10 protein-coding genes are annotated in these 13,507 nt (G+C 63.6%); 9 read left to right on the top strand and 1 reads right to left on the bottom strand.

Features of this window, described 5'->3' with window-relative positions:
* Positions 1-200 precede the first annotated feature (200 nt).
* The 6 genes from AC1Q5S_RS17850 (at position 201) to AC1Q5S_RS17825 (ending at position 6,130) form a co-directional block, all read left to right on the top strand.
* Positions 201-1,199 carry a sulfate ABC transporter substrate-binding protein gene (locus AC1Q5S_RS17850; RefSeq protein WP_303836128.1) on the top strand — a complete coding sequence of 333 codons (999 nt, stop codon included), beginning with the start codon at positions 201-203 and terminating at the stop codon, positions 1,197-1,199.
* Positions 1,200-1,356: 157 nt separating this feature from the next.
* Positions 1,357-2,208 carry a sulfate ABC transporter permease subunit CysT gene (gene cysT, locus AC1Q5S_RS17845; protein ID WP_303836129.1) on the top strand — a complete coding sequence of 284 codons (852 nt, stop codon included), beginning with the start codon at positions 1,357-1,359 and terminating at the stop codon, positions 2,206-2,208.
* Positions 2,205-3,113, top strand: a complete 909-nt coding sequence (gene cysW, locus AC1Q5S_RS17840; RefSeq protein WP_303836131.1) for a sulfate ABC transporter permease subunit CysW — start codon at positions 2,205-2,207, stop codon at positions 3,111-3,113. Before cysT ends, cysW begins: the two co-directional genes overlap by 4 nt.
* A 12-nt stretch (positions 3,114-3,125) precedes the next feature.
* Positions 3,126-4,250 (top strand): sulfate/molybdate ABC transporter ATP-binding protein, encoded by a 1,125-nt coding sequence (locus tag AC1Q5S_RS17835; RefSeq protein WP_303836133.1) that lies wholly within the window; start codon positions 3,126-3,128, stop codon positions 4,248-4,250.
* 143 nt (positions 4,251-4,393) lie between these two features.
* Positions 4,394-4,924 (top strand): disulfide bond formation protein B, encoded by a 531-nt coding sequence (locus AC1Q5S_RS17830; RefSeq protein WP_422206092.1) that lies wholly within the window; start codon positions 4,394-4,396, stop codon positions 4,922-4,924.
* Between the two features lie 447 nt (positions 4,925-5,371).
* Positions 5,372-6,130: a response regulator gene (locus AC1Q5S_RS17825; protein ID WP_492239135.1), complete on the top strand. Its 759-nt coding sequence runs from the start codon at positions 5,372-5,374 to the stop codon at positions 6,128-6,130.
* Here AC1Q5S_RS17825 and AC1Q5S_RS17820 read toward each other — a convergent pair.
* Positions 6,100-9,093 carry an ATP-binding protein gene (locus AC1Q5S_RS17820; protein WP_492239134.1) on the bottom strand — a complete coding sequence of 998 codons (2,994 nt, stop codon included), beginning with the start codon at positions 9,091-9,093 and terminating at the stop codon, positions 6,100-6,102. The two genes, AC1Q5S_RS17825 and AC1Q5S_RS17820, sit on opposite strands and share 31 nt — an antisense overlap.
* Before the next feature lie 146 nt (positions 9,094-9,239).
* On the opposite strand from AC1Q5S_RS17820, the gene torT reads away from it, so the two are divergent.
* The 3 genes from torT to AC1Q5S_RS17805 all read left to right on the top strand — a co-directional run bounded on the left by torT (position 9,240) and on the right by AC1Q5S_RS17805 (position 13,306).
* Positions 9,240-10,268 carry a TMAO reductase system periplasmic protein TorT gene (torT, locus tag AC1Q5S_RS17815; protein ID WP_492239133.1) on the top strand — a complete coding sequence of 343 codons (1,029 nt, stop codon included), beginning with the start codon at positions 9,240-9,242 and terminating at the stop codon, positions 10,266-10,268.
* Between the two features lie 128 nt (positions 10,269-10,396).
* Positions 10,397-13,057, top strand: a complete 2,661-nt coding sequence (locus tag AC1Q5S_RS17810) for a molybdopterin-dependent oxidoreductase (RefSeq protein ID WP_492239132.1) — start codon at positions 10,397-10,399, stop codon at positions 13,055-13,057.
* Positions 13,058-13,138: 81 nt separating this feature from the next.
* Complete coding sequence (locus tag AC1Q5S_RS17805) at positions 13,139-13,306, top strand: molybdopterin-guanine dinucleotide biosynthesis protein B (protein ID WP_422206085.1); 168 nt, start codon at positions 13,139-13,141, stop codon at positions 13,304-13,306.
* Positions 13,307-13,507 lie beyond the last annotated feature (201 nt).

The raw sequence follows: 13,507 nt of genomic DNA, 5'->3' as shown, positions 1-13,507 counted from the left end.
ACCTGTGCTTATGAATAAAGCGCTAGCGGCAGTTTTTGCTTGCTTTTTTTGATGAAGCACACCGCATTTTTCGCCTTCTGGTGTGCAATCTGAGTTTCTATATTATTAAATTCGATTAATTAACAAAAATATATTCTTTTGAGTTTTAAGCGTCACTCCGCACAATGGGCGATCCCCAGCTTTTCATCAGGCGACGCACCATGACGACTTCTCTGAAACTCAAGACCCTTCTGGCCGCACTGGCCCTGGCGAGCAGTGGTTTGGCTGCTGCGCAGAACCAGCTGCTCAATGTGTCGTACGACGTGGCCCGCGAGTTCTACAAGGACTACAACGCCGCTTTTGTCGCGCACTACAAGAAAACCACCGGCCAGGACGTGAAGATCGACCAGTCGCACGCGGGCTCCAGCGCCCAGGCGCGTGCCGTGAACGATGGCCTGGCCGCCGATGTGGTCACCATGAACACCACCACCGATGTGCAGTTCCTGGCCGACAACGGCGTGGTCGCCAAGGATTGGTCCAAGAAGTTCCCCAACGATGCATCGCCCACCACCTCGACCATGTTGTTCCTGGTGCGCAACGGCAACCCCAAGGGCATCAAGGACTGGGACGACCTCATCAAGCCCGGTGTGCAGGTGATCGTGGTCAATCCCAAGACCGGCGGCAACGGCCGCTATGCCTATCTGGCCGCCTGGGGCGCCGTGCGCGAAAAGGGCGGCACCGAGGCGCAGGCCGCCGAGTTCGTGGGCAAGCTCTACAAGAACGTGCCGGTGCTGGCCAAGGGCGGCCGCGACGCCACGGCCACGTTTTTGCAGCGCAACCAGGGCGACGTGCTGATCACGTTCGAGTCCGAAGTGGTGTCGATCGACCGGGAGTTTGGCACGGGCAAGGTCGATGCCATCTACCCGTCGGTGAGCGTGGTGGCCGAGAACCCCGTGGCGGTAGTGGAGCGCACCGTGGCCAAGAAGGGCACGGCGCAGTTGGCCAAGGCCTACCTCGATTACCTGTACTCCGACGAAGCGCAGGAAATCGCTGCCAGGCACGCCATTCGTCCGCGCTCGGAGAAAGTGCTCAAAAAGTATGAAGCCACCTTCAAGCCGCTCAAGCAGTTCACTGTGGCCAAGTATTTCGGCAGCCTGACCGAGGCGCAGAAGGTGCACTTCAACGACGGCGGCCAGTTCGACAAGCTGTATGCGAAGTGAGCACCCCCCTGAGGCGCTGCGCGCCTTCCCCCCGCTCTCGCATTGCTGCGCAACGCGGGCAGGGGGACGCAGCCAGCGCGGCGGGGCGGCCCTTGCGCGGCTGCCCTTGTAGGGGGCGCGCCAGTTTACGTCGGTGGTGTGCAATGGATAACTTGCTATGAATGACAACCAAGGCGCCCGCAAGAGTGCCAAGCGCGTGCTGCCCGGCTTTGGGCTCACGCTGGGCTACACGCTGTTTTACTTGAGCATCATTGTGCTGATCCCGCTGTCGGCGCTGATCTTCAAGACCTTCACCCTGACCTGGGAGCAGTTCTGGGCCGCGATCAGCGCGCCGCGCGTGCTGGCCTCGTACCGGCTGACCTTCGGCGCCTCGTTTCTGGCGGCGCTGGTCAATCTGGTGTTTGGCCTGCTGATCGCCTGGGTGTTGGTGCGCTACAAGTTTCCGGGCAAAAAAATTGTGGACGCGCTGGTGGATCTGCCATTCGCGCTGCCCACCGCCGTGGCGGGTATTTCGCTCACCGCCTTGCTGGCCGGCAACGGCTGGGTCGGGCAAATCCTGGAGCCCATGGGTATCCAGCTGGCGTTCAAGCCCGCCGGCATCGTGATCGCGCTGATTTTCATCGGCCTGCCGTTTGTGGTACGCACCGTGCAGCCTGTGCTCGAAGACGCCGAGAAAGAACTCGAAGAAGCCGCCACCTGCCTGGGCGCCACGCGCTTTCAGACCTTCACCAAGGTCATCCTGCCCTCCATCACGCCCGCGCTGCTCACCGGCTTTGCCATGGCGTTTGCGCGCGCCGTGGGTGAATATGGCTCGGTGATCTTCATCGCCGGCAACATGCCCATGGTGTCCGAGATCACACCGCTCATCATCATCGGCAAGCTGGAGCAGTACGACTACGCGGGCGCTACGGCCGTGGCGGTGGTGATGCTCGTGATTTCGTTCATCTTGCTATTGGTCATCAATGCATTGCAGGCCTGGCAGCGACGCCACGCGGGGGCTCCAGCATGAGCGGCAGCCACTCTCGAACCATTCGCCGCGCGCAAGCCGGTACAACGGAAGCACCCTGGGTCCGCTATGCGTTGATCGCCATCGCGCTGGCCTTCATGCTGCTGTTCCTGGTGCTGCCGCTGGCCGCCGTGTTTGCCGAGGCGCTGCGCAAGGGCTTTGGCGCCTATCTGGAAGGCCTGCGCGAGCCCGATGCCTGGTCGGCCATCAAGCTCACGCTGATCACCGCCGCCATTGCGGTGCCGCTGAACCTGGTGTTTGGCGTGGCGGCCGCCTGGTGCATTGCCAAGTACGAGTTCCGGGGCAAGGCGTTTCTGACCACGCTGGTGGACCTGCCGTTTTCGGTATCGCCCGTGGTGGCGGGGCTGGTTTACGTGCTGATGTTCGGCGCGCAGGGCTGGTTCGGCCCGTGGCTGCAAGCGCACGACATCAAGATCATTTTTGCCGTGCCCGGTATCGTGCTGGCCACCGTGTTCGTGACCTTTCCGTTCATCGCGCGCGAACTGATTCCGCTGATGCAGGCCCAGGGCAATGACGAGGAACAAGCCGCCATCGTGCTGGGTGCCACCGGCTGGCAGACCTTCTGGTATGTGACGCTGCCCAACATCAAGTGGGGCCTGCTCTATGGCGTGATTTTGTGCAATGCGCGCGCCATGGGCGAGTTTGGCGCCGTGTCGGTGGTGTCGGGCCACATCCGCGGGCAGACCAACACCATCCCGCTGCATGTGGAAATTCTCTACAACGAGTACCAGTCGGTCGCCGCGTTTGCCGCCGCCTCGCTGCTGGCCTTGCTGGCCCTGGTCACGCTGGTCATCAAGACCATTGCCGAACACCGCAACGAGCAGGCCCTCAAAGTCGCCGCCGAGTTGCCGCCCGAGCGACCCGCGCCTGCGGCTGTCGCCCGCTGAAGGAAGAACACCATGAGCATTGAAATCCGCAACGTCAGCAAGCAGTTCGGCGACTTCCAGGCCCTGCGCGATGTCAGCCTCGATATCGCATCGGGCGAACTCATCGCGCTGCTGGGCCCCTCGGGCTGCGGCAAGACCACCTTGCTGCGCATCATCGCGGGGCTGGAGACGCCCGACACCGGCAGCATCCACTTCAGCGGTGAAGACACCACCGACGTGCATGTGCGCGAGCGCAACGTGGGCTTTGTGTTCCAGCACTACGCGCTGTTCCGCCACATGACGGTGTTCGAGAACGTGGCCTTTGGCCTGCGCGTCAAGCCGCGCGGCCAGCGGCCCGGCGAAGCACAGATCAAGCAAAAGGTCATGGACCTGCTCAAGCTGGTGCAGCTTGACTGGCTGGCCGAGCGCTTCCCCTCGCAGCTCTCGGGCGGCCAGCGCCAGCGCATCGCCCTGGCCCGTGCGCTGGCCGTGGAGCCCAAGGTGCTGCTGCTCGACGAGCCCTTTGGCGCGCTCGACGCCAAGGTGCGCAAGGAACTGCGCCGCTGGCTGCGCCGCCTGCACGACGAGCTGCATGTGACCAGCATCTTCGTGACGCACGACCAGGAAGAAGCGCTGGAAGTGGCCGACCGTGTGGTCGTGATCAACCAGGGCCGCATCGAGCAAAGCGGCTCGCCCCAGCAGGTGTGGGACCAGCCGGCCAGCCCCTTCGTCTATGGCTTTCTGGGCGATGTGAACCTGTTCCACGGCCGCGCGCACGAGGGGCTGGTGCACCTCGAAGGCATCGAGCTGGATTCACCCGAGCACAGCCAGGCGCAGAACGCCAAGGCCTTCGCCTACGTGCGCCCGCATGACCTGGATGTGGAACGCTACGCGCCCGGTGCCGGGCTGGACGCCGCAGGCCGCCCACGCGGCATCGTCGCGCAACTGAGCCGCGCCATCGTGGTGGGCCCTATTGCGCGGCTGGAACTTATTCCCACCGACGGCCACAAACCAGCGGACAATGCGTCCCCGGACCCCTTGATCGAAGCGCAGATCCCTGCGCAGCAGTTCAGGGAAATGGGTTTCAAAGAGGGCGAAACGCTGGTGGTGACACCGCGCCGCGCCCGGGTTTTTCTGGACGAGGCCGCTGGAATTTGACCCCCTGAGCCGCTGCGCGTCTTCCCCCCAAGGGGATGGCGGCCGTTGCTGCGGGGCGGACCATGCTGGCCGTCCGCTGGCCTGGGCCGAGCCGGTTTCATGGGCAATGCCCTGGGCAGTGGCTATTGGACAAGGGAGAAAGAATGAATTGGTTGACTACGGCCCCGCGCCGTGTGCTCGCGCTCATCAGTGTGGCCTGCGTGGCCCTGCTGGCCTTTGGCATGTATCTGCAGCATGTGGTGGGCCTGGAGCCTTGCCCGATGTGCATCGTGCAACGCTATGCGCTCGTTGCTGTCGCAGTCTTCGCAGGCTTGGCAAGCGCAAGAGGCAACAAGGGCTGGTGGATGACATTCGCTGCGCTGGCCGTGGTCTCGGCCGGTTTTGGCGCCTTCGTGGCGGCCCGCCAGAGCTGGCTGCAATGGTATCCCCCCGAAGTCGCCACCTGCGGCCGGGATTTCTACGGAATGATCGAGAACTACCCCATCAGCCGTTCCATCCCCATGATCTTCCGGGGTTCGGGCGACTGCACGGCGATCGACTGGACGTTTCTGGGGGGCTCGATCGCCAACTGGTCGTTTGTCTGCTTTGTGGGGTTTGCCGTGGTGCTGCTGGTGCTGCTGGGGCGTGGACTCACGAAGGGTAACCGGGGGGGCTCTGGCTATTCGATGGCGTGATGCCTTGATGGCTCAGCATGACTCTCGCCAAAGGCGCTCTTCGGAGCGCCTTTTTTTCGAGTGGGGTGTGGTTGGGGTGTTTACCCGGCGGATCCGGTGGCTTGGAGCGGCAGCAATCAACCCGTTGCGGAAGCTCGCTGGCACACCGCAACTGAACGCTAAACAGCGGTCGGTTGATGCGATCGGCTGAAGTCACGGTATTGGCCGCATTGCGGTCATCCGCGCACGTCAACTCAAAGTCTCGTCCGAAGCGAGTGGCGGACATTCGAGAATCCATCGACAGCACCGAAATTTGACGCACTGCCGTGTGGAACGTGTTTCCACACAGCCTCGGCCATCTGCGGACGGCCCTCGTATTGCAGTAGCAGCCGTTGTGGGCAGCTCGGCTGCCGTTTCGCCGCCATTCACCTCCGGTCAAACTCCGGTTCCATATAATTTTCAGAACCGATGACGACCTCCGATCCGATCAAAACACGGGGAAACCCGAACATCTTGTCTGCCGCACACAGCCTCCTTGTCGTCGACGACGATCCTATGACCTGTACACGGGTCAAGGCCTACTTTGAGCGGGAAGGCTACTGCGTCCGAGTGGCTGCCAATGGCGATGAAATGTGGGACTGCCTGCGCCAGCACCCTGCCGATGTGGTACTGCTGGACATCGGTCTGCCTGGTCGTGACGGTCTCGAACTGGCGCGGGAGCTGCGCACTCACAACGCCAGCATCGGTCTCATCCTGGTGACCGGCCGCAACGATGACATCGACAAGATCGTGGGCCTGGAGTCCGGTGCCGATGATTACGTCACCAAACCCTTCAACGCGCGCGAACTGCTCGCGCGGGTCAAGATCGTCCTGCGGCGCCTGCGCCCGGTGTCGGCAGCAGGCGCGTCCGGGCTGCAACGCAAGCTGGGCACATGGACGCTGGACCTGGCGCAGCGCAAGCTCACCGCGGCGAATGGGCGCCAGGAGATACTGACCCGGGGCGAGTTTGATCTGCTTGCCGCACTGGCACGGCACCTTGGGACTGCGGTGGAGCGCGAGCGCTTGATGCAGCAGGTTTTCCACCGCTCGTGGGACCCGAGCGATCGCACCGTCGATGTGCTGGTGGCCCGCTTGCGCGAGAAGATGGAAAAAGACCCCCGACACCCGGAACTGATCGTTACCGTCCGGGGTGTAGGTTACCTGCTGGCCGACAACGCGGCATCCTGACCCCCTTCGTCGGGCGAGCCAAGCCAGCCTTCGAGCGCCTCGATCCCCTCGGGAATGCTCTCCAACAGCTGGCTGACCAGCAATACACGCTGCGCCGCCGTCAACATTCCTGCACGGACCGCGTCTTCCAGGCGCCGGCAGGCCTGCATGACGCGCAGAAGCCCCAGGTTGCTCGCTGCGCTGCGCAGCTGGTGGGTGGTCCGTCGGATCTGTTCGGCGTCGGCGGCCTGCGCTGCATCGTGCAGGGATGTTGCGGACGCATCGGAGACTTGGCGGAACAGGCTCAGCAACTGCCGCAGGACATCGAGTCCGAGGTCTTCGCGCTCCTGTGTGAGATAGGCCTCGTCCAGCGTTGGTGCATCGCCTGCCGCTGCCACGTCCTTGACCGGTGGGGTGGATGTTGAGGCACCCGTCGGGGGTGAGGAGGCCTGCAGCGCCCGAGCCAGTGCACGCGCAAGCTCGCCGCGCTGGAAAGGTTTGCTGAGAAAGCCCACCATGTTGGCAGCGGCCGGGTGTTCGAGGATGTCCGGCGTGACATGCGCGGACATGCCCAGGATGGGCAGTGCCCGCCACCGGCCGTCGTCGAGGGTGCGCAGCGTCTGGGCGACTTCCAGCCCCGAATCGCCGGGCAGGCTGATGTCCATCAGCACGCAGTCCGTGTGCCCCCCATGGCGCAGCAAATCGATGGCGGTGGGGCCGCTGTCGGCCAGCCGCACCCGATGGCCCAGTGCTTCCAGGTAACGCTGGCAGACGATGCGGTTGATGTCGTCGTCCTCGACCACCAGCACATCCAGCGATGGGATCGGGTCGGCGATATCGGGCAGTGGAGCCGGTGATGTTCCTGCCGCAGCAGGCTCGAACGGCAGTTCGAAGCCGACCTCCGTGCCTTCCCCGACCGTGCTCTTGAGCCACAGGCGCCCCGCCATCAGTTCCACCAAGCGTTGGCAGATGGCCAGGCCAAGTCCGGTCCCGCCATGCCGACGATGCGCCGTGTCCTCCACCTGGACAAACGGTTTGAAAACAGCCTCCTGCTGGTCGGTCGGAATGCCCATACCGGTGTCGAGCACCTGAAACTGCAGACGCACCACGCCCGTCGGGTGGTCCGCTGCACGTACCACCTTCACCGTGACTTCGCCTTCGTCGGTGAACTTGATGGCATTGCCGATGGTGTTGAGCAGGATTTGGTTGAGCTTGCGGCGATCGCCCACGAGCCACTCTGGCACGTCATCGGCGATATCGCGCACAAGTGCCAAGCCCTTGCTGCGCACCGCGACGGACTGCAGTGCCAGCATGTCGTCGATGACATCCCGTACCGCGAAGGGCTCCCGCGTGACTTCCAGCTTGCCGGCCTCCAGGCGGGAAAAACCCAGCATGTCCTCCAGGGTTTCCAGCAGGGTGCCGTTGGCGTACTCGATCATCCGCAGGTACTCGCGTTGACGATCGTCCAGTGCGGTGTCGCGCAGCAGGTGCACGCTGCCGCTGACTCCGCTGAGCGGCGTGCGCAGCTCGTGGCTGAGGCTGCCGAGAAACTCGTTCTTCGCACGGTTGGCCTCCTCGGCCTCGCTCCGTGCCTGCGCGTGCAGCGCGACTTCGCGCTCCAGAAGTTCGTTGCTGCGGCTGAGTGCCGCGGTGCGGTCCTGCACCTGCTGCTCCAGTTGCTGCTGGTGCACGCGCAGCGACTGCTCCAGGCGTTGCCGTTCGATCGCGTGCTCCCGGAACTGCTCCAGCGCCTGCACCAGCGGCGCCAGCGGATCGTGGCGGGCCACCGGATGGGTGATCGCCACGCTGTGATCGCCGGCCATGAGTGCCCGCATGGCGTTTTCCATGCCCTTGAGTCGACCCAGCAACTCGTAACGCAGGATCAACCAGAACGTGGCCAGCAAGGCCAGCAAGAGGACACCGGCGACGGCCAGAAAGCCCACGGCTCCGCGGGCGATCGCGGTACGCGAGCCTGTGCCCACCTGCGCCATGGCCTGTTGACTGGCCTGGAGCAGTGCGGCCCCTTGTTCGTTCAGGTGCAGTGCCAGGGCAGCCCCCGTATCTCGCGCAGCGGCCAGCTGTCCGTCGAGCGCCACGCGCTGAGCCTGCAAGGCAAACAGGCCCTGCGGCGTCAATGCCGCCTTCAGTATGTCGGCATGCCGCTGCGCTGTGGCCTTGCGGGTCGGGTCCCGGAAGTCCTGCAGCCGATGCGACAGGATGGCAAGATCGGCTGAAAAATCTTTGCCCAGATCCCGCAAGGCCGGCGATGTGGGGGCACCCTCCACGCGATCGAGCGTGGTCTTGATCCGGAAGCAAACGAGCTGCAATTCGGACATGCGCTCCATGCGATCGATGTCCACCTCGATCAGGCGGTCCAGTGACTCGAGAATCTCGTCCCGGCTGGCGCCGCGCTCCACCATGGGGTAAAGGCTGGACACGGTGGCCGTGGAATAGGTCGAGGCATTCGCCGCCAGCGCCTCCGCCAGCAGCATCAGCTCGGCCACGGCCCGGTGCAGGGCCTCCTGGGCCTGGCGAATCTCGGCTTGCACCTGCTGTGACTGCCGCGCCTTGCTGGCCTGCAACCCGAGATTGGTGTGCATCTCCTGGACCGTCACCGCCAGGGCCTGTTCCAGCTGGGGCTCGAAGTCCTGCTGTTCCAGACGCCCCAGCAGGTTGCGCACCTGGGCCAGTTGCGCGTCGCCCTGGCGTTGAAAGGCATCGACCTCATCGACGGTTTGCGCGAGCCGCAGCTGATCGACGAGCGCCAGGGTGCGGTTGTTGAGCTGAATAACCGCACCGACCGCTTCCAGTGCCGGCACTGTGTTGTCGATGATGCGGCGCTGCAGCCCGACCACCTGGTTGAAGCTGAGCCAAGCCGTGGCCGCCACCGCCGCCGTCAACAGCGCGCCCACGGTCAACGCCAGCCCGATCTTGCCGATCAAGCCCAGCCGGCGGTCGAGCCGCTTGATCCAGGGGAGCATCATTTCCAGTCCAACGTTCGCGTGCCGACCAAAGTCATCTGTCTTACTATTCTGACCCGGAAACCGGCTTACAGTCCGCGGGCATGACGTCCGCCTTTCTTTCCCTTCACCCGTTGCGACGAGCCGCCGCTTCCTTGTGGGGCCTGTGCATGGCCTGGTCCGTGGTGGTCGCACCCGCTGCAGCCCAACCCATCCTGAGCTGGGAACCGCCATTCAAGGCGGCCGCGCCCGTGCGGGCCAAATACACGCCGGCTGCGCCCGCCCGCCAGCCGTGGGTGCTGTGCGTGGTGGTGCCACACATCAAGGATGCGTATTGGCTGGGCGTCAACTACGGCATGGTGGAGGAAGCGCGCCGCCTGCGCGTAGAGGTGCGATTTGCCGAGGCCGGCGGATATGCCCAGTTGGCGGTCCAGCGTGCCCAGATACAGGCCTGTGCCTCAGACCGCCGCGTGCACGCCCTGATCATCGGTGCCGTCACCCATGATGTCATGACCCCGTACCTGCGCCAGCTGACAACGCGCATGCCCGTCATTGGCACCGTCAATGCCATTGACGACGTCGGCATTTCGGGCAAGGTGGGCGTGGACTGGGACGACATGGGCCGGGCTGCTGGCCGCTTTCTGGTTCGCCAGGCGCGGGGCGACGGCCCTCCAGTGCAGGTGGCCTGGTTCCCGGGGCCGCACAGTGTCAGCGAAGGCGTGGACCGCGCCTTTCGCCAGGCCATCGCCGGCAGTCGCGTCGTCATCCGCACGACCGCATGGGGCGACACCGGCAAGGCCGTGCAGCGCAATCTGCTACAGCAGGTGCTCGACGATCACAAGGACCTGGACTTTGTGGTCGGCAATGCCCTGATGGCGGAGGCCGCCATCAGCGTGCTGCGCGAACGTGGCCTGCAGGACCGGGTAGGCACCATATCGACCTACTTCACGCCGGCGGTGCACCGGGGCATCCTGCGAGGCCGCATTCTCGCCGCCCCTACCGATGCCCCCGTGCTCCAGGGCCGGATGTCGATCGGCCTGGCGGTCGATCTGCTGGAGCGGCGGCCGACCCGTCGGCACATCGGTCCGGTGATTCGCACTGTGGAGCAAGGCAATCTGGGCGAGATCAATATCGACGAATCGCTGCCACCACCCCTGCTGATGCCCCAGTTCCACCACCGGCCCGACATGGCGAACTGACGCACCGCCCGTTAATGCGGTTAACAAAGGCACGGCACAGCACAACAAATCCGAGCGCGCCATTGATCTGTGATTCCTAGCATCAGGACATACCCCATCGGTCTGTTTTATTTGCAAGGAGATCCACCATGACCATGACCCGACGCGGCCTTTTGAAGGCATCGGTTGCCTCGGCAGTGACTGCCAACGGCCTGACCTGGTTCGCAGCTGACGAAGTGTTTGCCGCCGACACCCAGGTGATTCCCAGTGCCAGCCACTGGGGCCCGTTCAAGGCAGTGGTGAAGAATGGCGTTCTGGTCGGCATCCAGCCGCTCAAGGACGTGGACGCCACACCGACCACCATGCTCACGGAGGGCCTGATCGGCCGTGTCTATCACAAGACCCGTGTGAAGTACCCGATGGTGCGCAAGTCCTATTTGGCCAACCCCACGGGTGACACCAAGCCTCACCTGCGCGGCAAGGAACCCTTTGTGCGCGTCAGCTGGGAGCAGGCGCTGGCGCTCACGGCCGATGCCATCGTGCGCACGGCTGAGAAACATGGCAACGAGGCGCTGTTCAGCGCTTCCTACGGCGGCTGGTCGCACGCCGGTCTGCTGCGTCCGCAGGTGCTGCAGGGCCGCCTGTTCGGCCTGATCGGTGGTCATTCGGTCACCACCGGCGACTATTCCGGCGGCGCTTCGCAGGTCAGCCTGCCGCACATCATTGGCGACATGGAGGTCTACTCGCCCCAGACTTCATGGGAAGTGATGGCCGAGCGCACCGAGGTCATGGTCTGGATCGGCTGCGACCCGTTCAAAAACAACCGTATCGAGTTCACGGTCGCCGACCACCAGATGTTCCCGCGCTGGATGAAGATCAAGGAGCGCGGTGTCAAGTTCATCTCCATCAACCCGCAGTACACGCCGACCGACGATGCAGTCGGCTCCGAGTGGATCAAGATCGTTCCGAACACGGACGTGGCGTTGTTCTCGGCCATGGCCTACCATGTCTACACCACCGGCAAGCATGACAAGGCCTATCTGGCCAAGTACACCGTTGGGTTCGACAAGTACCTGGCCTACCTGCTGGGCAAGGACGGTGACGGCACGCCGCCCAAGACCCCTGAGTGGGCCGCCAAGATCACCGGCATTCCAGCCGCCAAGATCGTCGAGCTCGCCGAGCTGTTTGCCTCCAAGCGCACCCAGTTCGCTGGCGCCTGGTCGCTGCAGCGCGCACACCACGGCGAGATGACACACTGGGCGATCATCAACTTCGCAGCCATGCTTGGCAAGATCGGCAAGCCGGGCGAAGGCGTGGGCTTCAGCTGGCATTACGGTGGTGGTGGCATGGCGCAGTCCAACGCCATCATGCCGGTTGGCTTGTCGCAGGGGCGCAACCCGATCAAGGCGCGGTGCCCGGCCTCGCGCATCAGCGAAATGCTGATGAATCCCGGCAAGGAATACACCCGCGACGGCGCGACGCACAAGTATCCGCTGGTCAAGCTGATCTACACCGCTGGCAACAACTTCATGTCGCACCAGCAAAACACCAACGAGTTGCTGCGTGCGATGAATCAGCAGGTCGAAACGGTGATTTGCCAAGACCCCTGGTGGTGTGCCTCCTCGCGCTTTGCCGACATCGTGCTGCCCGCCACCTCGGCCCTCGAGCGCGACGACATGAGCACCGGCGGAACCTACAGCAACGACAAGATCTACGCGATGCGTCAGGTCATCAAGCCTTATGGCGAGAGCCTGGACGATTTTGAGATCTTCCGCCGCCTGGCTGCACTGATGGGCGTCGAGTACGGCTTCACCGAAGGCAAGTCGGTCATGGACATCCTCAAGGCCTCGTACGCAGCGACCGGCCAGAAGGTACCGTTCGACCAGTTCTGGAAAGACGGTATCGTGCGCATTGACGTGCCCGAGAAGATGCGCAAGTGGGTGCGCCACGGCGACTTCTATACCGACCCGGTGAAGAACCCGCTGCACACCAAGTCCGGCAAGATCGAGCTGTTCTGCTCCGAGATTGCGCGATTCAACGTGCCCGACTGCCCGCCGGTTCCGAAGTATCTGGAACCGGTGGAGTTCCTGGGCAATGCCAAGCCCGGACAGGTGCATGTGGTCAGTCCGCACCCCTACAACCGGGTGCACTCGCAGATGGCCAACGCCGACGTGCGCCTGGAGCAGAACGTGAAAGGGCGCCAGCATGTGCTCATCAGTGTCGAAGATGCCGCCGCCAAGGGCATCAAGAGCGGTGACCTGGTCGAGTTGTTCAACGATCGTGGCGCGCTGATTGCCGGTGCGGTGGTCACCAACAAGATCATGAAGGGCGTGGTCAGCCTGGAAGAGGGCAACTGGATCCAGCTCGATTCCAAGGGCCGCTGCAACAGCGGTGCGATCAACATCATCACGACCAGTGTGGCGTCGAGCGGCCTGAGCCAGGCCACCAGCGCCAACACCTGTATTGCCAACCTCAAGCGTTGCGATGATGCCGAGTCGGTCAACCGCGCATACGAGCCGCCAGCGATCGAACGGGTGGCGCAAAGCAAGCTGGATGTCGATGCCCTCAAGCTGAGCGAGCGTGCCACCATCGTCAAGGGCGCGACCATGGGCGCTATGCTGCCGGGCGAGAAGTTGTTCTACGAGCGCTGCACAGTGTGTCACGTGCCGCGCGAGCCGGGTGACTTCACCAAGAGCCAGTGGCACGGCATCACGCAGAGCATGTTCCCGCGGGCAGGACTGGATGATCTCCAGCGCAAGGTGGTGCTGGACTTCCTGGAGAAGAACGCCAAGGACGCCATCGTGCCCTGACGCACCGCGGCGCGTTGCATCGGGAGTGACGGCACTGCGCCGGCACTTCCGTTTCACGAAGCACGAAGCGAGCACAAGGCCATGAAAATCTTCGGCATCACAGGCCACTCGGGCATGGGCAAAACCACCCTGCTCGAAAAGCTGATTCCCGAGCTTCGCTCCCGCGGGCTCACGGTCTCCCTGATCAAGCACCGCCACAAGGACATCGAGGTGGATCGTCCCGGCAAAGATCCGATACCAAAGCGATAGCGGACCTGGTGTTGAGGAAAGGGCGGCCCGCGGCTGAATTCTTGGAGACAAAATTTGCAACCGCAATCTCCGTACCGGAAGCGCGTGTGATCTGCGACACAGAGGACGTTTGAGTTGAAGGATTCAACCTCCGTTGCGGGTCGTTACAACCGCTCACTTCGGGCGCGACGAGTCGTTCTTAAGCGCAACCAGCCTGGAACG

This window comes from Acidovorax sp. GW835-FHT14B10 (genome assembly GCF_058793725.1).
The sequence above is the reverse complement of the archived record's forward strand: the minus strand, read 5'-3'. Positions and strand labels throughout refer to the sequence as shown.